The organism is Streptomyces sp. NRRL S-87, from assembly GCF_000719335.1.
In the GTDB taxonomy this organism is placed as follows: Bacteria; Actinomycetota; Actinomycetes; order Streptomycetales; family Streptomycetaceae; genus Streptomyces.
Window position 1 is genome coordinate 56641 of record NZ_JOGB01000012.1, and the last position, 25122, is coordinate 81762.

Consider the following 25122-nt stretch of genomic DNA (forward strand, 5'->3'; position numbering starts at 1 on the left):
TCGGGGCATGACAACAGATCACGGGAGCGAGCCGCAGGTCGTCGTACGACTGGAGGGCGTGCACAAGGAGTTCGGTGACGCCAGGGCGCTGGCCGGGCTGGACCTGGAGGTCCGGGCCGGGGAGGCGGTGGCCGTCATGGGCCCGTCGGGGTGCGGGAAGTCCACCCTCCTGAACATGGTCGCCGGACTGGACCGGGCCACCTCGGGCACCGTCCGGGTGCACGGCCAGGAGCTCGGGGACCTCGGCGAGACCGGTCTGGCCCTGTTCCGCCGCCGGCACATCGGCATGATCTTCCAGTTCTTCAACCTGATCGACGACCTGTCCGCCCTGGACAACGTGGCGCTGGCCGCGCAGTTGACCGGTACCTCGGCGCGCCAGGCCCGGCGCCGGGCGCTGGAGCTCCTGGACGAACTCGGCGTCGCCGGGCGCCGGGACACCTACCCGGGCGCGCTCAGCGGCGGCGAGCGCCAGCGCGTCGCGGTGGCGCGGGCCCTGATGAACCGGCCGGCCCTGCTGTTGGCCGACGAGCCGACCGGTGCGCTGGACAGCCGCTCGGGCGAGCAGGTGATGGACCTGCTCATCGACCTCAACCAGATCGGCCAGACACTGCTGATCGTCACGCACGACCCGAAGCTGGCGGCCCGGTGCGCCAGCCGGCTGGTGGAGATGGCGGACGGCCGGGTGGTACGCGAGCGCACGCTGGACGGTCCCTACTCCGTGCCCGGCCCCGGTCCGGCCGACTCCGTGCACGGCCCCGGCGCAGCCGGGCCCGCGGGCGCCGCCGGCGCGGCCCTCTCCTCGGGAGCGGGCGCGTGAGCGCCGTGTGGCGGGCCGCGCGGGCGGCCGTGCGCCGGCGCCGGGTCCAGACGGTCGTGATCGCCCTGGTCGTACTGTGCTCGTCCACGACCGTCCTGCTCGCCCTCGCCCTGGTCGGCGCCGCCTCGGCCCCCTTCGACCAGGCCTTCGCCGCGCAGCGCGGCGCCCACGCCCTAGTGGTGTTCGACGCCTCGAAGGCGCCGCCGGACCGGATCGCCCGGACCTCGCGCGCAGGGGGTGTCGAGGCGGCGGCCGGGCCGTTCGGCCAGGCCGGTGTCGAGGTGCCCGAGCCCTGGATGTACATGTCGGCCGGGACGCTGACCGTGGTGGGCCGACCCGGTCCGGGCGGCCCGGTGGACCGGGTGCAGGTGCTGGTGGGCCGGTGGGCGCGGGCCCCCGGGGAGATCGTCGTCGCCTGGGACGTGCCCGGCACCCCCGACCGGTCGCTCCTGGGGTCGCGGCTGGACGCCCCGGGCGTACCGCCGCTGCGCGTCGTCGGCTTCGCGACCAGCATGAGCAAGTCGGCGAGCGCCTGGGTGACGCCCGGTCAGCTGGCGGCGCTGCACCCGCGTTCGGCGCAGATGCTGTACCGGTTCACGGACGCGGACTCGGAGCGCGCCGTGCACGGGGCGGTGGCGGCGGCGACCCGGGGCCTGCCGGCCGGGGCCGTCACGGCGAGCCGCTCGTACCTCACGCTGAGGCAGGCCTTCTCGGCGACGGCCGACGCGTACCTGCCCTTCGTGTCGCTCTTCGGTGTGCTCGGGCTGCTGGTGTCGGTCCTGATCGTGGGCAACGTGGTCAGCGGCGCGGTGGTGTCCGGCCACCGGCACATCGGGGTGCTCAAGGCGCTCGGCTTCACCCCCAACCAGGTGGTCGCGGTCTACCTGCTGATGGTGTCGATCCCGGCGGTGCTGGGGTGTGTCCTGGGCTCCCTGCTCGGCGGCGCCCTCGCCGGGCCCTTCGTGCGCATCGCGTTCAGCGGGATCGACACGGGCGTGGCGACGATCGGGGTGGGCCCCTGGCCGGCCGTCGCCTGCCTGCTGGGGATGCCGCTGCTGGTGGCCGTCGCGGCACTGGTGCCGGCGCTGCGGGCACACCGGCTGCCGGCGGCCCGGGCCATCACGGCCGGCAGCGCGCCGGGCACCGGGCGGGGCCTGCGCGTGCAGCGGTTCCTCAGCGGTACGCCGCTGCCCCGCGCCGTGAGCCTCGGGCTGGGGCAGCCGTTCGCCCGGCCCGGCCGGTCGCTCCTCACGCTGGCCGCGATCGCGCTCGGCGTGACGACGGTGACCGTGACCACGGGTCTGACCGGCACGATGACGGCCTTCGCCGACCTGGGCCGGGGATTCGGCGGCCCGGGGGTGTACGTCAGCGCGGACCCGTCCGCGCACGACCACCCCGCCCCGCGGCTGGGCGACCTCGCCACGGAGCAGCGGCTGCGGGCCCTCGGGGCACGGCGGGTCGTCGCGCGGGCCTTCAGCCGGGTACGGCTGGCCGGGCTGCCCGGCGAGTACTTCGCCGACTTCTACCGCGGGGACACGGCCGTCTTCGAGCGGGGTGTCGTCGAGGGCCGCTGGCCCACCGGGCTCGGCGAGGTGGCGGCCGGGCCGGCCTTCCTCACCCAGCGGGGGCTGTCGGTCGGGGGCCGCACCACGCTGGAGGTGGGCGGGCGCCGGATGCCGGTGACGGTGGTGGGCCGGGTGATCGAGGGCAACGCGAAGTCCGTTTCGTCGGACTGGCGGACCCTCCAGGCGCTGCTGCCGGGGGCCCGGGCGATCGAGTACAAGGTGCAGCTCGCGCCGGGGGCGGACGCGGCGGCGTACGTGGCGGCCGTACGGGCGGTGGATCCCGGGCTGCGGCCGGAGGCGACCTCGACCGGGAACACGGCCACGGCGACCGTGGTGGGCTTCTCCGCCGTCTTCTCCGTCCTGCTGGCCACGGTGGCCGCCCTCGGTGTGTTCAACACGGTGCTGCTGGGCACGCGCGAGCGGCGCCGCGACCTCGGGATGCTGAAGTCCATCGGCATGACCCCGCGTCAGGTGGTCCTCATGACGGTGACGTCGGTGACGGGTCCGGGGGTGGTCGGCGGGCTGCTGGGGATCCCGCTGGGGATGGCCGCGCACCGACTCCTCGTGGACCACGTGGGGATCGTGGACTTCCCCGGGTGGATGAAGGACGTCTGGCACGCCCCGCAGCTCGCGGGGATGCTGCTGGCGGGCGTGGGGATCGCGGTGCTCGGGGCCCTGGTGCCGGCCCGGTCGGCGGCGCGGCTGACGATCGCCCGGGTGCTCCACAACGAATAGGCACCGGCCGGCGGACGGGCTCCACGACCCGGACGTCCGCCACGGCCGTCGGGGCGGCGCTCGGGGCGGTCGCAGTTCCGCCGCCGCGCCGGCGATCGCCGGCGGCCCCCTCCGGTTCCCCCGGGCGGTTTGGCGCCGCTCGGGGGAACTCGGGTGGTTTGGCCGGAACTCGTATGGGCCAGATAGGTGCCTGAGGCATGTAATGGACGGGCGAGCCGGTGCCGCTCCCCGCACGGCCGGCGCCGGAGGACCAGCACCTGCGAGGTAGTCCGATGACGGAGATGACGGAACCGAAGGAACTGACGGAGACGGAGACCGCCCCGGCCGTCCCGTTCCCCGCGACCCGTACCTGTCCCTACCACCCGCCCACCGCCTACCGCTCCCTGCGCGAGGGCCCCCCGCTCTCCCGCGTGACCCTCTTCGACGGGCGCACCGTCTGGGCGGTCACCGGCCACGCCCGGGCCCGCGCACTGCTCACGGACGCGCGCCTGTCCACCGACCGCGAGAACCCGGACTTCCCGATCACCTCGGCCCGCTTCAAGGCCCTCACCTTCCGGCGCACCGCCCTGCTCGGGGTGGACGACCCGGAGCACAACGCCCAGCGGCGCATGCTGATCCCCAGCTTCACGCTGAAGCGGACCGCCGCGCTGCGGCCCCGGATCCAGGAGACCGTGGACCGTCTCGTCGACGCCATGGTCGCCCGCGGCCCGGGCGCGGAACTGGTCGGCGACTTCGCCCTGCCCGTGCCGTCCATGGTGATCTGCGCGCTGCTCGGGGTGCCGTACGAGGACCACGACTTCTTCGAGGGCGAGTCCCGCCGGCTGCTGCGCGGGCCGACGACGCACGACGTGACGGCGGCCCGGGACGCCATCAACGACTACCTGCGCGAGCTGATCGGCCGCAAGCGCGCCGAGCCCGGCGAGGGCCTGCTGGACGAGCTGATCGCCCAGCGGTTGGAGACCGGCGGGACGGACGTCGAGGAGCTCGTGGCGCTGGCCGCGATCCTGCTGGTGGCGGGGCACGAGACCACCGCGAACATGATCTCCCTCGGTACCTTCACCCTGCTGCGCCATCCCGATCGGCTGGCCGAGCTGCGGGCCGATCCGGCCCTGGTCGGCGAGGTGGTGGAGGAGCTGATGCGGTTCCTGTCCATCGCGGACGGCATGCTGCGGGTGGCCACCGCACCGATCGAGGTCGACGGGACGGTGATCCGGCCGGGCGACGGGGTGGTCTTCCCCACCTCGGTCATCAACCGCGACGCCACGGTGTACGCCGACCCGGACGCCCTGGACTGGCACCGGCCGACCCGGCACCACCTGGCGTTCGGCTTCGGCATCCACCAGTGCCTGGGACAGAACCTGGCACGGGCCGAGATGGAGATCGCCCTGGGCACGCTGTTCGAACGGCTGCCGGGCCTGCGGCTGGCGGCCGACCCGGACGCGATCCCCTTCAAGCCGGGCGACACGATCCAGGGGATGCTCGAACTCCCCGTGACCTGGTGAGGGGCAGGAGCGCCGTGCGCATCGACATCGACCACGCGGTCTGCATCGGGGCCGGCCAGTGCGCGCTGACCGCGCCGGAGGTGTTCACCCAGGACGACGACGGTTTCAGCGCCCTGCTGCCGGGCCGCGAGGACGGCCACGACGGCCCGCTGGTCCGCGAGGCGGTCCGCGCCTGCCCCGTCTCGGCCATTGCGGTACGGGACTCCTGACGGGCCCCGGGAGACGGGGCGGCCGGCCCCTGAGGGGGAAGTCCCAGGGGCCGGCCGGGTTCGGGTGCTCGGGCGGTACCCGCGGTGCGGGTCAGCCGAAGGACCACCTCTGGGCGGCCGAGTCGTCGCAGTTCGCACGGGTCAGCCTGGTCCCGTTCGCGGTTCCGGTGGCGTTCAGGCACCGGCCCGCGCTGCGCAGGGAGCCCTGCGGGCCGGCCTGCCAGGACTGGCCGGTGCTGCCGTCGCACGCCTGGACGGTGATCCGGGCGGCTGCGGCGCCGTCGAGGCAGACCCCGGACAGCCCGGTCAGGCGGCCGTCGGCGTGCAGCGTCCAGCGCTGGTTGGGCCCGCCGTGGCAGCTGTAGAGGGTGGGTTCGGTGCCGGGTGCGGTGGCGCTGTGGGGCAGGTCCACGCACGTCCCCGAGGCGCCGTTGACGAGGGTGGCGTCGACGGGGAGCGCGGCGGCCCGCCCGGTCGCGGTGATCTCGGCGGCGCTGGTCCAGGGTCCGCGTCCGCCGGCTTCGGTCAGGGCGCGCAGCCGCAGGTAGCGACCGGTCTTCGCGGCCAGCGGCACGGACTTGGCCGCCGCCGTGTCGGCGAAGGTGCCGGTGGCCACCGGGGAGCCCCAGTCGGCGGTGGTGTCCGACACGTAGACCTCGTAGGAGCCGATGCGCCCGTTCACCCCGCCGTCCTGCCGGGGGAGGTAGCCCAGGGAGTCGACGGCGTAGCGGGCCCCCAGGTCGATCTGGATCTCGTGCGGGAGGGCCGCCGGGGTGCCCGAGGACCAGGCGGTGTGCCAGAGGGTGGCGGGGTCGCCGTCGATCGCGTTCGCCGCGGCCCCGTTCTCGGCGGCCGTCTCCTGGCTGTCGGCGCGGACCACCGACCAGCCGGCCCGCGGGAGCACAGCCGAGGACGGGAGCGGGTCGGCGGCCGGGATCCGGGTGCCCGCGGCGGTGACCGTGACGGCCCCGGACTTCTGCCCGGTCTTGACCCGCAGGACGCCGGCGCGGTCGGCCGGGTCGAAGAACCAGCCGGTGGCGGCGGCGTCGTACGCGCTCCTGCTGGGCTGCGCGGGCAGGGCCGCGCCGTCCGCGGTCACGCCGGTGGGTGCGGCCGCCACGTGCAGGGCGAGCTCGTAGCCGCGCGCGGCGGGCTTGCCCGTGTACGAGCCGTTCGCCGCGCCCACCGTGACGGTGACGTCTCCGGTTCCGGCGGCCGGTGCGACGACGTCCACCTTCTGGCGGGCGAAGGCGCCGCTCTGGTAGGCCCGGGTCAGGCCGTCGTCCTCGTACAGGGTGAAGGTCGAGTCGCCGCGGGGATGGATGTCGTACGTGAGGGTGGAGACGGGCTTCTCCCCCGCGTAGTTCATCGCGGGCCACATCGGAACGATCGCGCCGCCCTTGACGAACAGGGGCAGGGTGTCGAGCGGCGCGGCGTAGCCGTTGAGCCAGCCGGGGCCTGCGTAGGTCTTCCCTGTCCAGTAGTCGGTCCAGGTGCCGGCGGGCAGGTAGATGCCGTCGCGGGTGGTGGTGTCGGAGACGACGGGGGCGACGAGGAAGGAGTCGCCGGCCAGGAACTGGCCGCTGGTCAGGTTGCCGCGGGCGACGGGGTCGTCGGGGTAGTCGAGGACCAGGGCGCGGGTGCTGGGAACGCCGGTGTCGTGGGCGGTGCGGCTCATCGTGTACAGGTACGGGGTCAGCCGCATCTTGAGCTGGAGGTACGTGCGGTTGATGGACAGGTAGGGCTCGGCGAAGCGCCAGGGCTGCTTGTCCTGGTAGCCGGCGGCGGGGTTGGTGGCCCCCCAGCCGGACATGGTCATGAAGGCCGGGGTGAAGGCCTTCCACTGGAGGTCGCGGACGTACGTCCTCGGGCTGCCGCCGAAGATGCCGTCGACGTCGCCGGAGGCGTAGTTGAGCCCCGAGAGGCCCGCGCCGGCGATGGCGGGCACGTGCCAGCGCATGTCGTCCCAGGTGCCGTACGTGTCGCCGGTCCAGACGACGGCGTTGCGCTGGGTTCCGGCCCAGCCGTCGACGGTCCACACGAAGCGGCGGGCGTCGGAGTTCTTCTCGATGCCGTCGACGGCCTGCTTCACCCCGTCGAAGGCGGTCTTGTAGCCGCCGCCGATCCAGGCGACGTCGGTCTTCACGCCGCGGGTGCCGGCGGTGCCGACCTCGTCGGCGATGCCGGACAGGCCGGTGGAGGTCCACAGGCCGGTGCGGAAGCCGCGGGCCCTGAGGGCGTCGACGGTGGACTTGAGGGGCTGGGTGTAGCCGCAGCCGTAGCCGTCGTTGGGCAGGAACCAGCCGGAGGGCATGTCGGCGGCGCGGGCGTCGTCGGCGTACCCGACCACGTCGGGGGTGGTCTGGTGGCGCAGCCGGTCGTGGTCCCCCTGGTAGGCGGGGTTGGAGGCGTTGAAGCAGTCGGCGTTGCCGAGTTCGAAGCCCCACAGCGGTGCCATGAAGGGCTTGCCGCTGACGTCGGTGTAGGCGTCGAGGACGGACTTCAGGCCGTCGCCGGTGAAGTACCAGGCGTCGAACCGGGTCTCGTCGTGGGTGAAGGCACCCGGTGAGGTGAAGGCGTACGAGCCGGGGGCCCAGGTGTTGCGCATGACGCCGTAGCCGTTGGTGGACATGTAGAAGGGCGCGGGGCTGGCGTTGTTGTTCTCGCGCCACTTGTTGTCCACCGCCACGGGCACGGTCTTGCCGCGCAGCGCCCATTCGCCGAGCCGCAGTCCGGTGCCGTAGAACTGCTCGTCCGCGGCCGTGGCGAGGTACTGGGTGGTCTTTCCGCCGGACCAGGAGACGGGCTGGCTCTCCTGCCACACGGGGGTGGTGTTGTCCGGGCGGTAGACGGAGAAGCGCAGCGGCGACTTGTTGACGCGGATGACGAGGGACGGCGTGGTGATCTTGTAGTACGTGCCGGCGTCCGCGGACGTTGCGGGCACCGACCCGAAGTCGGTGGTGACGGCGAGGTCGGAACCGGCCGGGTCGTCGGTGAACGATCCGTCGGGCGAGAGCCAGAGCCGGAAGATGTCGGAACGGGCGACGACCACGCGGGCCCGGGCTCTGGTGGACGTGGTCACGGTGAAGGTGGTGCCGGACTGGCTGATGCCGGTGGCGTTGCCGGCCGTGGCTGCCGTGGCGGCCGGGGCGGCGTCGGCGGGGCCGGCGGTGGCCAGGGCCGTGGCGGCGAGGGCGGTCGCGAGGGCGGCGCCGAGCGCCCGGAGGCGTCCGCGGCGCCGGTGCGGGGGCGGCGCTCCCCTGCTCCCGCCGAGCCGTGCGCGCTGAAGACCGAGTCCCATGGGGCAGCTCCTCGTGCGGTCCGGGCATGGCGGGGCCGGGCCGGAGCCGGGACCGCGCACCACACCGTGCGTTGGGCATGCGCATGGCAACATAGCGCGCTGGCGGCCCAGTTTGGAGATTGCTGCTTGAAACTGCACCGAAACGAGCAGTTTCAAGCAAGCGGAGGGTGGCGGTCCTGCGTGCGTCGCCTGCGCGGGCCGGGCACGCGAAAGGCCGGCCGGCCGATCACGGGGATCGGCCGGCCGGCCCGGGGCGGCCCGTCCAGCCCTCAGGGGCGCGGGGCGGCCGTGTGATGCGGGGTCAGCCGAGGCTCAGAAGCGGTTCGGTGCGGCCGGGAAGGGGCCGGGCAGCGCGTCGGAGAGCGGGTTGCGCTGGCCGGAGGAGGTGGTCCGGCAGGTGATGTCGGCCTTGGGCAGCTTGCCCGTGGTCAGGTAGGCGTCGATCGGGGCGTTGGCGCAGGAGCCCGGGGTCAGGTAGACGCCGTGGCCCTCACCGCCGAGGGCCAGGACCATCTTCGAGCCCTTGAGCGCGCGGTGCAGGCCCTTGCCGCTGGCCAACGGGGTCTGGGAGTCCCACTCGTTCTGGACGGTGAGCACCTTGGCGGTACCGGTCATCGGGGTCTCGGCCTCGATGTTCCTGCCCCAGAACGCGCAGGGCAGGATGTTGGAGGCGATGTCGCCGTACAGCGGGTAGCGGGCCTTGTCGCGGATGGAGTCCCGGCGGTACTGCGCCGGGTCCTTCGGCCATGAGCGGGTGTCGCCGCAGGCCACGGCCCAGAAGACGGCGGTGCCGTTGTCGGCCGGCGCCTCGGCGGCGGTCCGCGCCGGGGCCGGCGGCACCGGCAGCGCGGCGGCGCCGACGTGCTGGCCCGCGGCGGCCTTCTTCAGCTCCACGACGGCCTCGGCGGCCGACTTCGGGCTGAAGAACGCACCGCGCAGGTAGCTGCGGATGTCGTCGCCGGTCAGCTTCTGGCCGTCGATCGGGATCGGCTTGCGGTTGGCCTGGGCGACCAGGCCGTAGAAGGTCTTCGACACCGCGGCCGGGGTGCTGCCCAGCTTGTAGGTGCGGTTGCGGGCGGCGGTCCACTTGGCCCACCGGTCGTACGCCGGCTCCGCGCCGGAGGCCCACACCTGGATCATGCCGCGCCAGATCCGGGCCGGGTCGACGGCGCTGTCGAGGACGACGCGGTCGGTCCGGGTCGGGAACATCTGCGCGTACACGGCGCCCAGGTAGGTGCCGTACGAGTAGCCCAGGTACGAGATCGTGCGCTCGCCGAGGACCGAGCGGACGACGTCCATGTCGCGCGCGGTGTTGCGGGTGGTGATGTACGGCAGCAGGTCACCGGACGTGGCACGGCACTTGGCCGCGACGGACTTGGCCCAGGCCGTGTCGCGGGCGAAGGTCTCGCGCTTGTACGGGCGGTCCCAGCGCTGCTCGGCGTCGTTGAGCCCGCAGCTGATGGGGGTGCTCCTGCCGACGCCGCGCGGGTCGAAGCCGACCAGGTCGTACTGCTCCTTGACCTTCTTCGGCAGCGCGTCGCCGAGGAACAGCGGCAGGTCCAGGCCGGAGCCGCCGGGGCCGCCGGGGTTCAGCAGCAGGACGCCGTGGCGCTTGGCCGGATTGCCGCTCCTGACCCGGGATATGGCGAGGTCGATCTTGCGGCCCTCGGGGTGCCGGTAGTCGAGGGGCACCTTGATCGTGGCGCACTGGTACGCGGCGGGCGAGCGGGAGTCGCAACGGTGCCAGGCCGGCTTCTGCGTGAGGTACCCGGGAGCGCCGGCGGCCTGGGCCTGCGCGGGGGCGAGTGCGGGGATCGTGGTCGCGAAGAGTCCCGCGGCGAGCAGCGGGGCGTATCGGCGCATGCGCACGAAGGCCGCTCCTTTCGATGATGTACGGACGCCACAACCCTGTTACATGCCGGAGCCACGCGAATCATCCCCGAGGGCGGATCGCGCGTACGACTCGGGATGGAGAGGAATCCGGCAAGTGGCCGAAACCATACGAACCTTGGGCGCACCGAGGGGGAGCGTGACCCCCGCGCCGCGGCACCTGGAAGGATCGGGCCATGACCGATCAGTCCGCGGGCCCCGTGCCGTCCGGCCGCCGCCGCATCCTCTTCGACGTCGACGGCACCCTCGTCGACGCCCTCGACAACCAGCGCCGCGTGTGGCGCACGTGGGCGCTGGAGCACGGCCTGGACGCGGACGAGGTGTACGCGGTGGCACTGCGCACCCGTCCGGTCGAGACCTTCGCGCACGTCGCCCCGCACCTGGACCCGCAGGAGTGCGTGGCCGCGCTGCACGCGCTGGAGGACGAGGACGTGCGCACCGGGACGTACGGGGCGTACCCGGGCGCGCCGGAGCTGCTGACGGCCCTGCCGCCCGGTTCCTGGGCACTGGTGACCTCCAACTACGAGCACCGGGTGCGGGGCCGCTTCGCCCGAACCGGCCTGCCGGCCCCGGGCCTCGTCGTGGACGCCGCCGCCGTCACCGAGGGCAAGCCCTCCCCCGTTCCGTACCTGCGCGCCGCGGAGCTGCTCGGCGCTGACCCGCGGGACTGCCTGGTCGTCGAGGACGCGCCGTCCGGCGTCCGGTCGGGGCTGGCCGCGGGGATGACGGTCTGGGGGGTGAACTCCCCGGTCGCGCAGGAGGGGGTGCACCGCCACTTCGCCACCCTCGGCGCGGCGGCCGCGGAGATCCTCGCCTTCGCCGCGGCGGGCTGACTGGGCCGGGGCTCCGGCGGCGGGCCTCCGGACCGGCCGCCGGAGCGACCGCCAGACCACCGGACCGGCCGCCGCCCGGGCGTACGGAACGTGCGAAGGACCCCGGGCCGTCAGCCGAGGTCCGGGTGCAGCTCCGGGTGGGCGTCCCACCAGGCGCGGTGGAAGGGGTTGTTGTCGAGCTGGGCCAGGTACGCCCGGCCAGCGGCGCGGTAGAGCAGTTCGGCCTGGGCGGCCGGGACGGCCGCGCGGTTCCAGGCGAGCCGGATCCGGCCGGTGATCGGGCTGCCGGCCAGCGGCCGCAGGACGGTGCCCTCGGCCGCCGGCGCGGTGGGCTGGCTGACCGAGACGGCCCGGCCGGCCGCGATCAGGTCCCAGTGCATCTTCCGGTCGGTGATCCGGTAGCGCAGCGACGGCGTGAAGCCGGCCCGCGCGCAGGCGGCGACCAGCGCCTCGGGCCCGCCGTCGTCGTCCTCCAGCAGGGTCATCCAGGGCTCCTCGGCGAGGTCGGCCAGCTCGACCTCCGCCCGGGCGGCGAGCGGGTGGTCGGCGGGCAGGCGTACGCAGAACGGCTCGCGGGGGATGAGCGTGCGGGCCAGCACCCCCTCGGGCAGCGGCACTTCGTGGTCGTTCACCTCGCCGTACAGGACGGCGTCGTACCGTCCGGAGCCCAGCAGCCGGGCCAGTGCGGTGACCGAGTGCTCCACGTCGACGGTGATCTCCCGCCCGGCCAGCTCGCGTTCGATCTGCTCCAGCAACCCGTCGAGCAGCACCAGCAGGATGCAGCCGAGCCGCAGCGGCGTACCGGGCGCGACGGCGCGGGCGCCTGCGGTCAGCTCCTCCATCTCGCTGAGCACCCGGCGCGCCCTGGCGAGCACGAACTGGCCGAGCGCCGTGGGCTCCACACCGTGGCGGCCGCGTACGAACAACTCCCCGCCCACGACCCGCTCGATACGCCGCAACTGCGCCGAGAGGGCTGGCTGGGAGACGCCCAGCCGGCTCGCCGCACGTCCCAGGCTGCCCGCTTCGGCAATCCGGCAGACGGCTTCCAGATGCCGCAATTCCAGCTGCATTTCAGCAGGTTACGCAAGGCGTGGGCGGCACACCATAACTCCCGCGTTATGACGCACGAGATGTCCCTGTCCGGTCATGAGCACGCCCATACTCGGCGGCGACCCCAGACGGGAACCGGCCGAATCGCAGGCCGTGTTCCCCGAGCCTCCCCCCCACGAACGGAGTGGACGTGCACCGCACCAGACTGACGGCCACCGTGGCAGCCATGGCGCTGACCGCGAGCCTCGCCGGCGCCCTCACCGGCGCGGCGTCGGCCGCCTCCCCCACCCCTTCGCCCGTGCCTCCCCAGCAGGGCAAGTCGCTCGCCCTCGCGGCCGCCGACCGCGCGGCGAGCAGCGGTCTCGACGGGCTTCGCCACGGCAGCGACGAGGACCTCGTCCGCACGTCGGTGACCCCCTGGGCCAACGGCCTGTTCTACGCGGCCTACCAGCGGACCTATCGCGGCCTGCCGGTGGTCGGCGGCGACGCGGTGGTGCTCTCGGACAGCAGGGGCACGGTCCGGAACGTCGCGGCCGCCCCCGCCCCGGCCATCAAGGTCGGCACCGCGGCGAAGGTCTCCGCCGCCACCGCCCTGGCCACCGCGCGGGGGCAGCTGCACCGCGTGGAGAGCGCCACCCGGCCCGCCCTGACCGTGCTCCTCAAGGACGGGAACGCGCTGCTCGCCTGGCACACCCGCGTCGGCGGCCGCACCGCGGAGAACGCCCCGAGCGTGCTCGACACGTACGTCGACGCGCGGAGCGGGAAGATCGCCCGCGCCGACCAGAAGGTGTCCGACGCCGAGGGCCGCGGCTACCACAACGGCACGGTGACGATCGACACCGCCGCCTCCTCGATGACCGACCCCAACCGCTCCGGCTTCCAGTGCGGCGGCCAGACCGGCGGCGCCTACACGGGCTCCTCGCCGTGGGGCAACGGCACGGCGAACAACCTGGTCACCGCGTGCGTGGACATCATGTACGCGGCGCAGAAGGAACACTCCATGCTCAAGGAGTGGTTCGGCTACAACGGCCAGAACGGCCAGGGCTCGATGGTCCCGGCCCGGGCCGGCCTGGGCGAGGTGAACGCGTACTACGACGGCACGAAGACCACGTACGGCCACAACCAGAACTCCACGATGCAGCTCACCGGCATCGACGTGGTGGCGCACGAGTACGGCCACGAGGTCTTCGACAGGACCCCGGGCGGCTCCGGCTCCAGCAACGAGAACGGGGGCATGAACGAGTCGACCGGCGACATCTTCGGCGCTCTGACCGAGGCCTACGCCAACAACCCCAACGACACCCCGGACTACACCGTCGGCGAGAAGCTCGACTTCCTGGGCGACGGCAAGCCGATCCGGTACATGTACAACCCGTCGGTGGCCGGCGACCCCAACTGCTACACGCAGCTGAACTCGAACACCGAGGTGCACGCCGCGGCCGGCCCGCAGAACCACTGGTTCTACCTGCTCGCCGAGGGCTCCAACCCCGGCGGCGGCAAGCCGGGCAGCCCGATCTGCTCCGGCGGCCCGTCGTCCGTGACCGGCATCGGCATCCAGAAGGCCGGCAAGGTCTTCATGGGCGCGCTGCTGAGCAAGACCTCCTCGTGGAACCACCTCGCCGCCCGCCGGGCGACGCTGGCGAGCGCGAAGAACACCTACGGCAGCGCCGAGTGCAACGCGGTCAAGGCGGCCTGGAACGCGGTCGGCGTCCCGGCGCAGTCCGGTGAGACCGACTGCGGCGGCACCACCCAGGCCGACTTCTCGCTGGCCCTGAGCCCGACCAGCGGCTCGGTGCAGGCGGGCGCCTCGGTCACCTCGACCCTGAGCACCCAGACCACCGGTGGCGCGGCGCAGAAGGTCGCGCTCTCCGCCTCCGGCGCGCCGAGCGGGGTCACGGTCTCCTTCAGCCCGGACGCGGTGACCTCGGGCGGCTCGTCGACGATGACCGTCGCGGCGGCCGCCGGCACGGCGAACGGCTCGTACCAGATCACCGTCAAGGGCACCGGCTCGGTCGAGCACAGCGTCACGTACAACCTGACCGTCGGCAGCACCCAGCCGCCGACCGGCTGCGACAACACGCAGTACACCTACCAGGGCACGCTGAGCTCCGGCCAGGCCCAGGCCCAGCCGAACGGCTCGTACTACTACTCGAGCCGGTCCGGCACCCACGTGGGCTGCCTGCGCGGCCCGGCCGGCACCGACTTCGACCTGTACCTGCAGAAGTGGAACGGCTCCACGTGGGTGGACGTGGCCGTCTCCGGCAACGAGAGCGCGGACGAGGACATCAACTACTACGGTTCCGCCGGCTACTACCGCTACCTGGTGCACGCCTACAGCGGCTCCGGCTCGTACACGCTGGGCCTGACCGCGCCGTGACCCGGCACCCGGTCGACTAGCCAGCCTGCAAGGGGGAAGGGCGCCCCCGGCCGCACGTGCGGCCGGGGGCGCTCCCGCGGCCAGGCGCTGCCGGTCAGGCGCTGTCCGGGCCGCCCGGCACGTGGCCCGGCGTGAGGAGCGCGGCGATGCGGTGCTGGATCTCTTCGGCGGGGTTGACGAGGTCGGTGTCCGGGCCCTCGGTGGCGGACACCGCGACCGCCAGGTCGCTCCCGGGGAAGTAGGCCGAGATGGCCGCGTACCCGGTGAACGACGGGTTCGTGTAGATCCAGTCGTGGTCGACGATGAAGCCCATCCCGAAGTGCCAGCGTCCGGTGTTGCGCAGGCAGACGGTCCTGGGGCAGGCGCGGGTCTCGTGGCCCAGGCCCACGGTGCCGGGGTCGAGCTGGATCGCGAAGGCCTCGGGTGAGAGCAGCTCGCCGCGGCCGATGCCCCGGGCCGAGCGGGCCAGGTCGCAGATGTGGCTGGTCAGGACGGCGCCGGGGGCGGTCGTCCAGGACGGGTTCCAGTAGGTGGTCTCCTCGTACGTCCCGCGGCCGGAGCTGAACGCGTGCAGGACCGGGGGCGGCGCGATCTCGGGAGTGAAGGAGTTGCGGGTGTCCGGGAGGCCCAGCGGACCCGTGACGCGCCGGCGCAGCAGGTGGTCGAGCCGGATGCCGGTGATCTTCTCCAGGGCGGCGCCGAGCAGGACGAAGTTGGCGTGCGAGTAGCTCCAGTTGGTGCCCGGCTCGTACCAGAGGTCGTGGGCGGTGGAGATCCCGACGAGCTCCTGCGGGGTCCAGTGCCGGAAGGGGTGCGCCCCCAGCTCCGCGAGGAAGACCGGGTCGGTGACGTAGTCGTGCAGGCCGGAGGTGCTGTTGCCGAGCATGCGCAGGGTGATCTCGTTCGCGTGCGGCAGGTCGGGCAGCCAGCGCGAGACCGGGTCGTCGAGCGAGACGCGGCCCTCGTCGACGAGTTCCAGCAGGACGGTGCCCATGTACTCGATCCCCACCGAGCCGACGCGCAGGTGCATGTCGGGGGTGGCCGGCACGCCGGTCATCGACTCGCCCGTGGCGGCGGTGACCACCTCGCGGCCGCCCCGGGTCACCCGCAGGATGACCGACCGGAGCCCGAGTTCGCTCTGCGCGGTGCGCGCGATGTCGACGATGGCGCGGGCCTCGCTGCCGGGGGCCGGCCGGGGCGAGCTGACGCAGTTCGGGCGGCCCCCGCCCGTGCCGCCGGCGGCGGCCGCGGTCGTGGCGGTGGGCGGGAGGACCGGCAGGGTCACGGCGATCAGGGTGGCGGCACAGAGCAGCGCCCTGCGGGTTCGGTTCATAGCGGCACTATGCGCCCACCGGCCCCGGCGAACGGAAGGCAACACTCCGCCCATTGGCCCGACCGGCGGCCTCCCGGCGGGCAGTTCCGCGGTCCGGCCGGCGGTGCGTGCCGCCCCGCCCCCCGGCCGGGCGGTCCGCCGACCGCGGATACGGTGGGGCACGGACATCGGCGGGAACGACCGGCCGTCCGTACGCACCGGCCGGGCGTCCGCCCGTACGCCGTGGACCAGCCCCGAAGGAGACCCGGACCCCGTGCCCACCTGGCGCGCCACCCTCACCGCCGCACAGCTCACCGACCCCGCCCTGCGGGCCGACTGCACGGCCGCCGCCCGGCGCGTGCTGCGCCGCGAGCAGGCCCCGTACCTCGCCCTGCGGCTGCTGGCCGCGCCGGAGCTGCAGCCCTGGCTGACGGCGGGACTGGCCTTCATGAACCTCGTCGACGACGTGGCGGAGAGCGGGGTGCCCGGCGCGCTGGAGGCCCTGACGGGCCGGGTGGACCGGGTGCTGGCCAAGGGCGACGATCCGGACCCGGTCTTGCGCGCGTACGCCCACGCGGTCGCCGAACGGGGCCTGCCGACCGAGTGGGTCACCCGCTTCCTTGCGGGTGCCGGGACGGCGGAGGCGGGCTTCGCGGGCTTCGCCACCGAGGCGGACTTCCAGGCGTACGTGGACGCGTACGCCTGGCCGGGCGTCGTCGTCTTCACCGGGCTGCAGTACCCGGGCGGGCCGGACCCGGAGCAGGCCGCGGGATGGCGCCGGTTCGTGGACGCGGCCCAGCGGGTCGACTTCCTCGCCGACCTCGCCGGGGACCTCGGGGACGGGCGGCTGTGCCTGCCCGCCGAGCGGCTGGCGGCGCACGGCGTGAGCCGCGCCGACCTGGAGGGGGCCGCGGACACGCCCGCGGTCAGGGCGCTGCTGGCGGCGGAATGCGCCCGGGCGCGGGAGGCGCTGACGGCCGCGGCGGACGTGGTGGAGCTCGCGGCACCGGGGTTGCGGCCGGTGGGCCGGGTGATGACGGAGCTGATGGCCCACCAGCTCGCCGCCGTCGAGCGGGCCGGGGCGGGCGCGCTGCGGCGTGACGCGGGGTACGGGGTGGTCGCGCCGCTGCGGATCCTGGGCCGCGCCTGGCGGGAGCGGCGCCGGGCCGCTTGAGGCCCGGGACCCCTCCCGGGACGCCGGGCCTCCCGAGGCAGCCGGCCGCATGCGGCAACGGGGCGGCCGGGGTGCCTCGGGCGGGTCGTCCGTCCGACGCGGCGTGGTGCCCGCGGGCCGCGCGCCCCGGCGGGCCGCCGAGATGCCGCGGCCGGTGACCGTCGGGATAATGGTGATCACCGCCCCCTCCGCCCGAACCGCCGCTCCCGCCGCTCCCGCCGCTCCCGCCGCTCCCGCCGCGCGAGCGGTCGGGCCCGGCGGGCCCGCACGGCGTCACCCCGTCCGCGCCGGTGCGCACGTCGACCAATGTCCGGAAGACCAGCAGGAATCGGCTGAGACGTAGGCCATGTCATGGGTGAAACATTCAACGCGGAACAGTCGCATGTCGTCGCCACCGTCCCGGTGGGGGCGGATCCGGTCGGTGTGGCGGTGGACGTCCACGACCAGGTCTTCGTCACCAACGTCGGCCACGACACCGTGTCGGTGGTGAAGTCCACGACGAACACCGTGACCACGACCGTCAACGTCGGATTCCGGCCCGAGGGCGTGGCCACCGATCCGCAGTTCGGCGTCTTCGTCGCCGGCAACGGCGGCAACGCCGTGTCGGTGATCGCCAGGTTCAACGCCCTCGTGGCCACCCTCACCATCGACGGCCCGTCCGGGCCTCCGCCCGACACCACCAGGATCGCCGTCGACCACCTCGCGGGTCGGGCGTACGTGACCAACCGCAGCAGCGACACGGTGTCGGCCGTGCACAACGGCGGCACCCCGTTCCTGGTGCCCGAGTTCCAGGTCCAGGGCGCACTCGGCGTCGCGGTCGATCCCACGGACCACCGCGTGTACGTGACGCAGCCGGAGGCCGGCACCGTTTCGGTGATCGACCCCGCGACCCACGGCGTCACGGGGGTCGTCCCGGTCCTGCAGCAACCCACCGGCATCGCGATCGACGCCCCCAGGCGTCGGGCGTACGTGGCCGACTCCGGCTCGACCGCGGTATCGGTGATCGACCTGACCACGGGCGGCGTGCTGCACGTGGACGTGGCCGCCCACCCGATCGCCGTGGCGGTCGATGCTCGGGGGGACGCCTACGTCAGCCTGTCCGACGACACGGTCCAGGTGATCGGTGCCGGGTCCCACGGCGTCGTCGCCACGGTCCCGGTCGGATCCGGGCCGTCGGGTGTGGCCTTCGAGCCCCACAGCAAGCGCGTCTACGTCGCCAACAGCGGCGACGGCACCCTGTCGGTCATCGATACCGCCGGCGGTTGAGGCCTCGTCACCGGCCGGCCGAGGCGGTGCCGAGGTAGAGGGCGCCCACGGGCTTCGGGGCGCCCTCCTCGTAGAAGCGGTCGAGCGAGGCGATGGTGAAGCCCGCCGCGCGCAGCAGTTGGTCGTGGGGGCGGGTGAGGTGGCAGCCGCCGAAGAGGCGCTTGTTGAGCGGCTCCAGCCGGCGCTGCCAGCGGCGTACGCCCTCGTCCTCGGCCGGGGCCAGGCCGTGCTCGAGGAAGTGCAGGGTGCCGCCCGGGCGCAGGACGCGGCGCAGCTCGCGCAGGGCCGCGTCCGGGTCCGGGATCGTGCACAGGGTCCAGGTGCTCAGGGCCGCGTCGAAGGAGCCGTCCTCGAAGGGGAGGTACTGGCCGTCGAGCCCGGCCCGCTGCACGGGCACGGTGGACACGCGGACCCGGTCGGCGGCCAGCCGCCAGGAGACCTCGGAGGGCTCGACCGCGCTGACGGCGGTCACCTCGGGCGGGTAGAAGGGGACGTTGTGCCCGGTGCCGAAGCCGATCTCCACGACCTCGCCCGCCAGGCCCTCGCAGACCCTGACGCGCATCGGCCGGGCCGTCTTCATCCCGCAGGCGGTGTTGATGATGTGCGGCAGCACCCGGTCGGAGTAGAAGCCCATCTCGCCCTCCGTCCCCCACGGCGTGTCGTGCTTCCCCTCCAGAATCCCACCGCGGGCGCCGGGCCGCGCCCCCTCGGCCCCGCCGGGGGAACGCCCGAGGGCCGGGGCGGCCGGGGGTGCCGCTCCGGCCCTCGGGGCCGCTGCGCTGCCTGGGGGGTCAGGCCTGCGCGTCTTCGGGGATGCTGACCAGCCAGCGGGAGTCCTGGCGCGGGCGGAGGTAGAACAGCCAGTAGAGGGTGGCCACCGCGGTGATGCCGCCGGTCCACAGCAGGTACTCGGTGTCCTGCATGTACAGGACGTACCCGAGGACGGCGATCAGCAGCAGCGGGACGACCGGCCACAGCGGCATCCGCCAGGCGGGGACGTCGCGGTGGGCGCCCCGGCGGCTGAACAGGGCGGCCACGGCGACCAGCAGGTACATGCCGGTGACGGAGACGCCGGTGACTCCGTACAGGGTGTCGAGGTTCACGAAGCAGAGCGCCGCGCCGGGGACGCCGACCACCAGGGTGGCGACCCACGGGGAGCCGAACCGGCCGAGACGGGCGAGGGCGTTGTTGACGGGCTCCGGCCAGGCCTTGTCACGGGCGGAGGCGAAGAGCACGCGGGAGTTCTGGATCACCATGACGATGCCCGCGTTGATGATGGCGAGGGCGACGCAGAGGCTGATGAAGGTGCCGACGGCGGAGTTGGACCAGGCCGCGATCATGCCGCTGATGTCGCCGCTGGTCAGGGTCGCCAGGTCGGGGGCACCCATGGTGATGGCGATGACCGGGACGAGGATGACGGCCGTGGAGATGGCCAGGGTGGCGAGCACGGTGCGGGCCACGTTCCGGCGCGGGTTCTCCAGCTCCTCGGAGAGGTAGACGGCGGTGGAGAAGCCCTGCGTGATGAAGAGGGCGATGGCCAGGCCGGAGATCACCAGGCCCGCGGTGACGGCGGCGTGCGCCCCGCCCTCGCCCGACGCCACGGCACCGTGCACGAGGGTGCCCGTGCCGTGCTCGGAGTGGGCGAAGCCGAGGACCGCGACGACGCCGGCCGCGATGACCTCGAGGACGAGGAAGATGCCGGTGATCCAGGCGTTGGCGCGCAGGTCGAGGAGGCCGGCGAGGGTGGCCAGCAGCATCACGCCGGCTCCCGCCAGCGGGGCCGGTACGTGGACGAGCGGGGCGAGGTAGTCGGCGGTGCCCATGGCGATCACCGGCGGCACGATCATCACCACCAGCAGGGACAGCACGAACACCAGCCAGCCGGCGAGGCGGCCGGCGAGGGTGGAGACGATGGCGTACTCACCGCCCGCGCTGGGGATGAGGGTGCCCAGCTCGGAGTAGCAGAACGCGACGCCGATGCAGAGCAGCGAGCCGATCGCGATGGTGAGCCAGGTGAAGGTGCCCACGCTGGAGAACAGGTCCGGGACGACCACGAAGAGGGTGGAGGCCGGCGTCACGCACGACAGCGTGAGCAGGGTGCCGCCCACGACGCCGATGGAACGCTTCAGCTTCTGCGGCACGGGGCCGGTCTGGGGGGCCAGCGCGTGCGGTGCGCTGAGGGTGTCGGTCATCTGGCGGTTCCGATCGGCGTGTGCGGTGGTTCAGGGGGTGGGAGCGGTATCGCCTCCGAGGCGGCAGGTGGTCAGGTGGTTCCAATGGCTCCCGGGCTGAATGGAAGCCTCCGGCGAACCGCAGGTCAATGCCTTACGTCCTGCGGAATCCGTTGCTCCGACACGCCTGGACAGACCAAGAACGCGTTAAGAACGCGCTAAGGCAACGAAAACGGGGGGTGCGGGAACCGCAGGCCGGAGCCCCGGAATTTTCTTCGCTTTTACCGGCGGTAGCCCCCGTGTCCACGGGGCGGTACGGCCTCCCGCGCGCGCCGCGCCGGGCCGTTCGCGGCACGCGCGCGGCGGGACCGGCGGGGCGCACGGGTTTCCGGGGAGCGGGATGGCAGTAGTAGGGGACATGGGTCTGGGCCGTCGGCAGTTCCTGGCAGCTCCGCTCGCCGCCGGCTTCGCGCGCGGCCGCGAGCCGGACCTGGACGCCCTGGCGCGGGGACTGGAGGGGCGGCTGGTCCGGCCCGGCGAGGCGGCGTACGCGGAGGCCCGGCAGCTGTTCCAGCCGCGGCACGACGCGGTGGCCCCGGCGGCCGTGGCGTACCCGGCGCACGAGGACGACGTGGTGACGTGCCTCGACTTCGCCCGCCGCGCCGGCCTGCCGGTCGTGGCGCGCGGCGGCGGGCACAGCTACCCGGGCTGGTCGACGGGTAGGGGCCTGGTCGTCGACGTCGGGACGATGGCCGCGGTCGAGCCCGGTACCGGCTCCGCCCGGATCGGGGCGGGCGCCCGGCTGGGCGAGGTCCACGCGGCGCTCGGCGCCCGGGGCGCGGCCCTGCCGGCCGGGCTCTGCCCGTCGGTGGGCATCGCGGGGTTGACCCTCGGCGGCGGCCTGGGCGTGGCCGCCCGGGCGTACGGGGCCACCAGTGACGCCCTCACGGGCGCGCGCGTGGTCACGCCGGACGGGCGGGTGCGCGAGGTGGGCCCGGCGCAGGACGCCGAGCTGTTCTGGGCGCTGCGCGGCGGGGGCGGCGGGAACTTCGGCGTGGTCACCGAGTTCCGGTTCCGGACCTGGCCGGCCGGGGACTGCGGCTTCGCGGAGCTGCACTGGCCGGCGTCGGCGACGGCCGGGCTGGTGGGGGCCTGGCAGCGCTGGCTGGCGGGGCTCGCGGACCCGTTCTGGAGCCAGCTGGAGTTCACCGTGGAGGGCGGGGACGGCGGGGACGGCGGGGGCGGCGGACCGAACGGCGGGCACGGCAGGTACGGCAGGTACGGCGGAGGGACCGGACGGGGCGCCGACCCGGTGCCCGCACCCGCCGTGCGGGTGGTGTGCCTGGACGGGCGGGCGGAGCTGGAGGAGGAGCTGGACCGGCTGGCCGCGGCGGTCGGGTCACCGCCGCGCGACCGGTACATCGTCCAGCGCGGCTACGCCGACACGATGCGGGCGATGGCCGGGTGCCTCGGGTACGCGCCCGCGCAGTGCCGGCTGCCGGGCACGCTGCCGGGGCACGATCCGACGGGACTGCTGGAGCGCGACTCGTACGCCGGACGCTCGGACTTCTGGACCGGAGCGGGCCTGCCGCCGGCGGCCGTGGCCGCGCTCCTCGACGGCCTGGCCGGGTACGCGGGGGCGGTGCCCCCGGGCGGGCGGGGCGTGGTGCAGCTGGACGGGGTGTGCGGCGGCGAGCTGAACCGGGTGGGCGTCACGGACACCGCCTTCGCCCACCGCTCGTACGGGCTGCTCACCCAGTACCTGGCGTACTGGCCCGCCGGGGCCCCGGCGGCGGAGGCGGCCCGGCACGAGGCCTGGCTGGGCGGGCTGTGGTCCGCGCTGCGGCCGTGGGCGAGCGGGGCGGCGTACCAGAACTACACCGACCCCGCGCTCACGACCTGGCGCGGGGCCTACTACGGGCCGAACCTGGCCCGTCTGGAGGCGCTGCGCCGCGCCCTGGACCCGGACCGCCTCTTCCGCTTCCCGCAGGCACTGTGACCGGCGCCCCTCCGCGGCGCGCGGCGGCCTCGGCCGCCGGCCGCCCGCACGGTGACGTGCGGACGACGCGACGGCCGGCCCGGTAGACCCCCGAGCGGTCTTCCGGGCCGGCCGAGGCGGCGGGCGGGTTCCGGCGCGCGGCGCCGGGGTGCGGTACGGCGACGGTCAGTAGGCGCCGAAGACGTTGTCGATCGAACCGTAGCGGGCGGCCGCGTAGTTGCACGCCGCGGTGATGTTGGCGACCGGGTCGTAGAGGTCCATCGAGGTGCCGGGGACGTGGTAGGCGTTGAACGTCGGCTGGATGACCTGGAGCAGGCCCTTCGACGGGATGCCGTTCTGGGCGTTGATGTCCCAGTTGTTGATGGCGAGCGGGTTGCCCGAGGACTCGCGCATGACGTTGCGGTAGATGCCGTTGTACGAGCCGGGGATGCCGTGCTTCGCCATGATGTCGAGGGACTCGCGGATCCAGCCGTCGAGGTTGTTCGCGTACGTCTTCTTCACCGCGGCCGGGGTGGCCTTGAGGGTCGTGGGGCGGGTCGAGCGGTCGGCGCGGGCGACGGTGGCACGGGCGGGGGCGGCGGCCTTGCCGTCCACGCGCAGCTTCATGCCCGGGCGGATCAGTGACGGGTCGTCACCGATGACGGACTTGTTGTCCTGGTACAGCTTCTTCCAACCGCCCGCCAGACCGTGCTTCTTCGCGATCCCGGCGAGCGAGTCGCCGGCGACGACGGAATACGTGGCCGGGGCCTTCAGAAGGGCCTCAGGAGTGAGCGTGGGGGCGGCGATCTTTGCGACAGTGATCGAATGCGCTGCCGTCGGGGCGGCCGCCGTGGCGGTGGTCGCGCCGATCACAGGCAGGGCCAGGGCGGCGCCGCCGGTGCCGACCGCGAAGAATCCGCGGCCGAGTCGAGAGTTCTTGGGGCGGCGGTGCTTGCCTTTTCCGGGCATGGCGCATTCCTCTCCGTCGCCTGCGAGGTGAGCTGTCGGGTTCGGGCTGGAGATGCCCGGACGCGCTGGTCGAGCGCGCCTTCACCCCAAGCCGCACCGGACGGGCCGGTGCGGCGCCTACCTGGGTCCCCCGCTCCTGCCGTACGTGAATGAGTGAGTGGTGTGGGGAATCCGGGCGGCGGCAGGATTCGGCGTTCCACCCGGAATGAGCGTGACCGTAGGCGAGAGCCGCACGACTGAACAAGTCCCGAATTCCTTAACGCAAAGTTGCCGCAGGAACGGCGACGGAAAACGAACATGATCGCCTGACGGGCCAATGGCCAACTGAGGCTCCACAGAGCCGCGGTCGCGAAGTCGATCTCCCCGCGCCGGCGCTTCCCGCGTGACACAAGTCACCGCATGCACGACGGTGCCGCATAAGCGGGAAAGACCAGCCAAACGCCAGGAATTGACCGAGCCAGGCGTCACGCAACAGAAACCATCAGTCCGCCTCAAATCGGACTTAAGGAATCAACAAGGCGAGGAGGGGGCATTGCGGTACGTCCGGTGTGCGGCTGCCCGGGTGACTTCCGTCGCGCGACGGCCCGGGCAGCCGCGCCCGGCTCCGCGCATGTGCTCCGCTCGGTGTGCCCGCTCCCGTCACCGCGTGACCGCCCCGTGACCGACCCGCCACCGTCCGCCGCCGCCCCGCCGCCGTCCGCCCTGGAGGCCCCACCCCATGACCGCAGGCTCCGAGCACGGGACGGGCCGCGGGCCGGTCCGCGTGCTGGTCTTCGGCGCCTCCCGGCGCTCCGACTCCCTCAACGCGCGGCTCGCCGAGCTCGTCGCCCGGCTCGCCGCCCAGGCCGGCGGCGCCGTCGACCTCGCACGCATGGCCGACTTCGACATGCCGGTCTACGACGGCGACACCGAGCAGGAGACCGGCCTCCCGGCGGGGGCACTGGCGCTGCGCGAGCGGATCGCCTCCTGCGACGGCTTCGTGATCGCCTCGCCCGAGTACAACGCCTCCGTACCGGGCGTGCTGAAGAACGCGATCGACTGGGTCTCCCGGGTGCGCCCCCAGCCGTTCAAGGACAAGCACGCCCTGCTGGTGTCCGCCTCGCCGTCGCTGGTGGGCGGCAACCGCGGGCTGTGGGCCCTGCGGGTCCCGCTGGAGCACCTGGGCACCCGCGTCTACCCGGACATGTTCAGCCTCGCCCGCGCCCACGAGGGCTTCACGCCGGAGGGCAACCTGACCGACACCGGGCTCCAGGCACGCCTGACGGATACGGTGGCGGCCTTCCTGCGCCTGGTGGAGGCGGACACCCGCTACGTCTGCCTGCAGCGCCGGTGGTACGAGTTCCTGAGCGACCGCACGGACGCGGCCGTCACGGAGCGCTCGGAGGACTGACCGCGTGCCGGTCAGTCGCCGAGACCGGTGACGGCCAGGGCCGAGGCGATGGTGAGGACCGCGAGGATGGTCATGACCACGCGCAGCGCCGCCGCGCCCCGCTCCTCCGGGGGCAGGCCGGGCCGGTCCCGGCGTTCGCTGGGGCCGGGCAGCCGGACGAGGGCGGCGTTCGCGCGCCGCAGCTGGTCGCAGCGGCCGCAGTCCTCGCCCTCGTGGCGGGACGGCGAGTCGAGCCAGTAGGCACCGCTCAGGGCGGCCACGGGTGCGTGGCGTGCGCCGGGCGGGGCGGACGGGCCGGGAGTAGTCGTCACGGACGGCTCAACCCGGGCCTCGTGGAACGGGAAACGGCAGCCTGGCACACCGGTATGAATTCGTTGTCTTCAGCCCGTGTGCCGCCCCGTCGCGCTCCGCGCGCGCCCGCGCGTACGGGCCGGGCGCGCACCGTCGGGAGGACGCGACCGGGCCTTGATCGACTTCCACGAAGGCCGTCCCGGGCCGGCCCCGGATGATCGTCCAAGGGGGCGGGTTGGCGGACCGGCCGAAGTTCCGCCCGGCGCGGGTGCGCGGGCCGCCGACAGGCATA

18 protein-coding genes and 1 riboswitch are annotated in these 25122 nt (G+C 73.9%); of the genes, 10 read left to right on the top strand and 8 right to left on the bottom strand.

The features are described 5' to 3' along the window. Positions 1–7 precede the first annotated feature (7 nt). From IF43_RS0110060 to IF43_RS0110075, 4 genes are all read left to right on the top strand, one after another. Positions 8–817, top strand: coding sequence for an ABC transporter ATP-binding protein (locus tag IF43_RS0110060; protein WP_078910037.1), 810 nt, complete (start codon positions 8–10; stop codon positions 815–817). After that, positions 814–3117 (top strand): ABC transporter permease, encoded by a 2304-nt coding sequence (locus IF43_RS0110065; protein WP_030197040.1) that lies wholly within the window; start codon positions 814–816, stop codon positions 3115–3117. The genes IF43_RS0110060 and IF43_RS0110065 overlap by 4 nt, the downstream gene beginning before the upstream one ends. Before the next feature lie 281 nt (positions 3118–3398). Beyond that, complete coding sequence (locus IF43_RS0110070; RefSeq protein ID WP_234332065.1) at positions 3399–4619, top strand: cytochrome P450; 1221 nt, start codon at positions 3399–3401, stop codon at positions 4617–4619. A gap of 14 nt (positions 4620–4633) precedes the next feature. After that, a complete protein-coding gene (locus tag IF43_RS0110075) occupies positions 4634–4828 on the top strand; it encodes a ferredoxin (RefSeq protein ID WP_030197046.1) in 195 nt (64 codons plus the stop codon). Between the two features lie 91 nt (positions 4829–4919). Here the strand turns inward: IF43_RS0110075 and IF43_RS36320 are convergent, their stop codons facing one another. Together IF43_RS36320 and IF43_RS0110090 are read right to left on the bottom strand one after the other, a co-directional pair. Next, positions 4920–8129: a TIM-barrel domain-containing protein gene (locus IF43_RS36320; RefSeq protein ID WP_078910038.1), complete on the bottom strand. Its 3210-nt coding sequence runs from the start codon at positions 8127–8129 to the stop codon at positions 4920–4922. 312 nt (positions 8130–8441) lie between these two features. After that, a complete protein-coding gene (locus tag IF43_RS0110090) occupies positions 8442–9992 on the bottom strand; it encodes an alpha/beta hydrolase (RefSeq protein ID WP_107048454.1) in 1551 nt (516 codons plus the stop codon). A 203-nt stretch (positions 9993–10195) separates the two neighbouring features. Between IF43_RS0110090 and IF43_RS0110095 the strand changes: the two genes are divergently transcribed. Further along, positions 10196–10852, top strand: a complete 657-nt coding sequence (locus tag IF43_RS0110095; protein ID WP_030197057.1) for an HAD family phosphatase — start codon at positions 10196–10198, stop codon at positions 10850–10852. 110 nt (positions 10853–10962) lie between these two features. On the opposite strand, the gene IF43_RS0110100 is transcribed toward IF43_RS0110095, so the two are convergent. Next, a complete protein-coding gene (locus IF43_RS0110100; protein WP_030197061.1) occupies positions 10963–11922 on the bottom strand; it encodes a LysR family transcriptional regulator in 960 nt (319 codons plus the stop codon). A 170-nt stretch (positions 11923–12092) separates the two neighbouring features. Here IF43_RS0110100 and IF43_RS36325 point away from each other — a divergent pair, with 170 nt between their 5' ends. Further along, entirely contained in the window at positions 12093–14279 is a 2187-nt protein-coding gene (locus tag IF43_RS36325; protein ID WP_030197063.1) for a M4 family metallopeptidase, read from the top strand. Positions 14280–14373: 94 nt separating this feature from the next. Here the strand turns inward: IF43_RS36325 and IF43_RS0110110 are convergent, their stop codons facing one another. Continuing rightward, positions 14374–15612, bottom strand: coding sequence for a serine hydrolase (locus IF43_RS0110110; protein ID WP_030197065.1), 1239 nt, complete (start codon positions 15610–15612; stop codon positions 14374–14376). 253 nt (positions 15613–15865) lie between these two features. Between IF43_RS0110110 and IF43_RS0110115 the strand changes: the two genes are divergently transcribed. Continuing rightward, entirely contained in the window at positions 15866–16765 is a 900-nt protein-coding gene (locus IF43_RS0110115) for a squalene/phytoene synthase family protein (protein WP_051795025.1), read from the top strand. A 351-nt stretch (positions 16766–17116) separates the two neighbouring features. After that, complete coding sequence (locus tag IF43_RS0110120) at positions 17117–18031, top strand: YncE family protein (RefSeq protein WP_030197075.1); 915 nt, start codon at positions 17117–17119, stop codon at positions 18029–18031. 7 nt (positions 18032–18038) lie between these two features. Here IF43_RS0110120 and IF43_RS0110125 read toward each other — a convergent pair whose 3' ends face one another. After that, positions 18039–18665 carry a class I SAM-dependent methyltransferase gene (locus tag IF43_RS0110125; protein ID WP_030197078.1) on the bottom strand — a complete coding sequence of 209 codons (627 nt, stop codon included), beginning with the start codon at positions 18663–18665 and terminating at the stop codon, positions 18039–18041. Positions 18666–18822: 157 nt separating this feature from the next. After that, positions 18823–20223: an APC family permease gene (locus tag IF43_RS0110130; protein WP_030197081.1), complete on the bottom strand. Its 1401-nt coding sequence runs from the start codon at positions 20221–20223 to the stop codon at positions 18823–18825. A gap of 379 nt (positions 20224–20602) precedes the next feature. Between IF43_RS0110130 and IF43_RS0110135 the strand changes: the two genes are divergently transcribed. After that, a complete protein-coding gene (locus IF43_RS0110135; RefSeq protein ID WP_107048450.1) occupies positions 20603–22201 on the top strand; it encodes an FAD-binding oxidoreductase in 1599 nt (532 codons plus the stop codon). 165 nt (positions 22202–22366) lie between these two features. On the opposite strand, the gene IF43_RS0110140 is transcribed toward IF43_RS0110135, so the two are convergent. Further along, positions 22367–23149 (bottom strand): transglycosylase SLT domain-containing protein, encoded by a 783-nt coding sequence (locus IF43_RS0110140; protein WP_030197085.1) that lies wholly within the window; start codon positions 23147–23149, stop codon positions 22367–22369. 4 nt (positions 23150–23153) lie between these two features. Beyond that, a riboswitch (cyclic di-AMP (ydaO/yuaA leader) is annotated at positions 23154–23315 on the bottom strand. Between the two features lie 552 nt (positions 23316–23867). On the opposite strand from IF43_RS0110140, the gene IF43_RS0110145 reads away from it, so the two are divergent. Continuing rightward, a complete protein-coding gene (locus IF43_RS0110145; protein WP_030197088.1) occupies positions 23868–24539 on the top strand; it encodes an NADPH-dependent FMN reductase in 672 nt (223 codons plus the stop codon). Between the two features lie 11 nt (positions 24540–24550). Here IF43_RS0110145 and IF43_RS0110150 read toward each other — a convergent pair whose 3' ends face one another. Beyond that, positions 24551–24850, bottom strand: coding sequence for a hypothetical protein (locus IF43_RS0110150; RefSeq protein WP_158939266.1), 300 nt, complete (start codon positions 24848–24850; stop codon positions 24551–24553). Between the last annotated feature and the right edge of the window lie 272 nt (positions 24851–25122).

Excerpts from the sequence above, each read along its gene's own strand:
- IF43_RS0110060 (WP_078910037.1), top strand. The coding sequence starts at position 8 with ATGACAACAGATCACGGGAGCGAGCCGCAGGTCGTCGTACGACTGGAG.
- IF43_RS0110070 (WP_234332065.1), top strand. The coding sequence starts at position 3,399 with ATGACGGAACCGAAGGAACTGACGGAGACGGAGACCGCCCCGGCCGTC.
- IF43_RS36320 (WP_078910038.1), bottom strand. The coding sequence starts at position 8,129 with ATGGGACTCGGTCTTCAGCGCGCACGGCTCGGCGGGAGCAGGGGAGCG.
- IF43_RS0110090 (WP_107048454.1), bottom strand. The coding sequence starts at position 9,992 with ATGCGCCGATACGCCCCGCTGCTCGCCGCGGGACTCTTCGCGACCACG.
- IF43_RS0110095 (WP_030197057.1), top strand. The coding sequence starts at position 10,196 with ATGACCGATCAGTCCGCGGGCCCCGTGCCGTCCGGCCGCCGCCGCATC.
- IF43_RS0110100 (WP_030197061.1), bottom strand. The coding sequence starts at position 11,922 with ATGCAGCTGGAATTGCGGCATCTGGAAGCCGTCTGCCGGATTGCCGAA.
- IF43_RS0110110 (WP_030197065.1), bottom strand. The coding sequence starts at position 15,612 with ATGAACCGAACCCGCAGGGCGCTGCTCTGTGCCGCCACCCTGATCGCC.
- IF43_RS0110120 (WP_030197075.1), top strand. The coding sequence starts at position 17,117 with ATGGGTGAAACATTCAACGCGGAACAGTCGCATGTCGTCGCCACCGTC.
- IF43_RS0110125 (WP_030197078.1), bottom strand. The coding sequence starts at position 18,665 with ATGGGCTTCTACTCCGACCGGGTGCTGCCGCACATCATCAACACCGCC.
- IF43_RS0110130 (WP_030197081.1), bottom strand. The coding sequence starts at position 20,223 with ATGACCGACACCCTCAGCGCACCGCACGCGCTGGCCCCCCAGACCGGC.
- IF43_RS0110135 (WP_107048450.1), top strand. The coding sequence starts at position 20,603 with ATGGCAGTAGTAGGGGACATGGGTCTGGGCCGTCGGCAGTTCCTGGCA.
- IF43_RS0110140 (WP_030197085.1), bottom strand. The coding sequence starts at position 23,149 with ATGCCCGGAAAAGGCAAGCACCGCCGCCCCAAGAACTCTCGACTCGGC.
- IF43_RS0110145 (WP_030197088.1), top strand. The coding sequence starts at position 23,868 with ATGACCGCAGGCTCCGAGCACGGGACGGGCCGCGGGCCGGTCCGCGTG.